Origin of the sequence: Motilibacter deserti (assembly GCF_011250635.1) — a bacterium.
Lineage (GTDB): Bacteria > Actinomycetota > Actinomycetes > Motilibacterales > Motilibacteraceae > Motilibacter_A > Motilibacter_A deserti.
This window is the reverse complement of the sequence record NZ_JAANNP010000217.1, coordinates 1-1,729: the sequence shown is the minus strand read 5'-3', so window position 1 is coordinate 1,729 and position 1,729 is coordinate 1. Positions and strand designations below refer to the sequence as shown.

At 72.5% G+C, this 1,729-nt stretch carries 1 protein-coding gene and 2 pseudogenes; all 3 read right to left on the bottom strand.

Features of this window, described 5'->3' with window-relative positions:
* Nucleotides 1-677, bottom strand: a pseudogene (locus G9H71_RS22550) (hypothetical protein); the annotation flags it as partial.
* Nucleotides 674-1,183 carry a SigE family RNA polymerase sigma factor gene (locus G9H71_RS22545; protein ID WP_331273207.1) on the bottom strand — a complete coding sequence of 170 codons (510 nt, stop codon included), beginning with the start codon at nucleotides 1,181-1,183 and terminating at the stop codon, nucleotides 674-676. The gene G9H71_RS22545 and the pseudogene G9H71_RS22550, both read right to left, overlap by 4 nt.
* 251 nt (nucleotides 1,184-1,434) lie before the next feature.
* Nucleotides 1,435-1,729 (bottom strand): annotated as a pseudogene (locus G9H71_RS22540) (hypothetical protein); the annotation flags it as partial.

Below are 1,729 nucleotides of genomic sequence, written 5' to 3'. Positions count from 1 at the left end.
CGGGGGACGAAGTTGCCTTCGGGCAGGTCGCCTTGCTCGCTCGAGGTGGTGAGGGCGCCTCCGCTGTCAGTGCTCACGAGACGGCCGGCTCCGTCGGCCCATGCCGCGCGCGTGTGTGCGGCGTTGCTCGTCAACGAACGGGAGTAGACGGTGGTCGTGAGCGTGCTCAGGCTCCCATCACGTTCGACGCGGATGACGGCCTTCTGCACCGGGTCCTCGTTGTCGAGGGGGTAGGTGACTACGAGCCATCCGTCGCCTAGCCGGACGATGGTCTCCACGTTCGCGGCGTCGAAGGGCAGCGCCACTTCGATGTCGCCGTCGAACAGGGCCCGGCCTTTGGCGAATGGGATGGCGGGCGCCGGCCCGGGTGGCAGGGCCGCCGCCTTCAAGGCGCCGGAGACCAGGATGGGCGCGGCCGTGGAGGCGGCCGGCGTCGGGGCCTTGCCGCCTGGGGTGCCGTTCGCCGGTCCGCCGGAGCCGGAAGGAAGCGCAAGGACCGCGCTTGTCAGGACTGCAGCGGCAGTGAGGGCGACGGCGCCGCTGACGGCCGCTCGCCGCTTGACGAGGTCGTGGCGCTTGCGCGTGACGCCGGCGAGGAGGTCGTGGCCGCCGGCTGGGATGCCGGCCAGCTCGTCAAGACCGGCGATCAGGTCCTGCTCGAGGGGGGTTCGCGTCATCGGTGCTCCTGCGGGTCCAGGCCGAGGGTCGGTGTGGAGGCGCGCAGCTTGGCCAGCGCGCGCGAGGTTGTCGTCTTGACGGTGCCGATCGAGCAGCCGAGCAGGTCGGCGGTGGCGGCTTCGGAGAGGTCGTCGAAGTAGCGCAGCACAATGACGGCGCGCTGCCGGCGGGTCAGCGTGTTGAGCAGACAGGCGACGGCGTCTCGCAGCTCTATCGGGGAGTACGGGTCGGGCGCTGTCTCGGTGTCGGGCAAGGCCGCGGTGGGGTGCTCGCCGTGCCAGCGGCGTCGCCACCAGCTCGCGTAGGTGGTGACGAGCACTCGGCGGACGTACGCATCGGGGTCTCCTCCGCGGGTGATCCGGTCCCAGTGCGGCCAGGCCCTCGCCAGTGCGGTCTGGGCCAGGTCCTCGGCCAGTTGGTGATCCCCCGTCAGCAGTCGCGCGGTACGCAGCAGCGCGCCCTGGCGCGCCAGGACGTACTCGCGGAACCCCTCGGGCTCCCTCACGCCTCGATCTCGCTCGCTCTCACATGACCTACACCGGGTGGAACCCCACAAAGGTTGACAGCCGCAACGACACCAGGAAGCGGGGCCATGCGGGGCGCCTGGTGGGGCTGGGCGTGACCAGACCCCTCGGGCCATGTGAGGCTCGTACCGGTGGACGACCAGCACCGAGAGCAGAGGTGCGCCGACGGCGTCGACGGGGGTCTCTGGTTCGGCAAGCACAAACGCTGTTCGCCACGCCGGGAGTGGTGTGTCTACGCCTCGACGGCGAAGGCCGCGAGCCGGACGACGTGGTCGTCGCCGACGATGGCGACCTCGCCCCTGTCGCGCGGGTCGCGTGGGTGCGCGGCGTTGCCGTCGCCCGCGTGCGGCTGGCGGGCGACGCGCGCTCGGCTGCGGTCGCCGGCGCCGCGGTCCCCGACCCAGTGGCCGTCCCGACGCCCTGGCCCGACGACCCCGGCGCCCCCGACTGCCGAGCGGGCGACCTCGATGGCGCGCTCGTCGGCGCAGACGCTGCCACCGGTCACCGGTTGCACGTCCTCGGGGGGG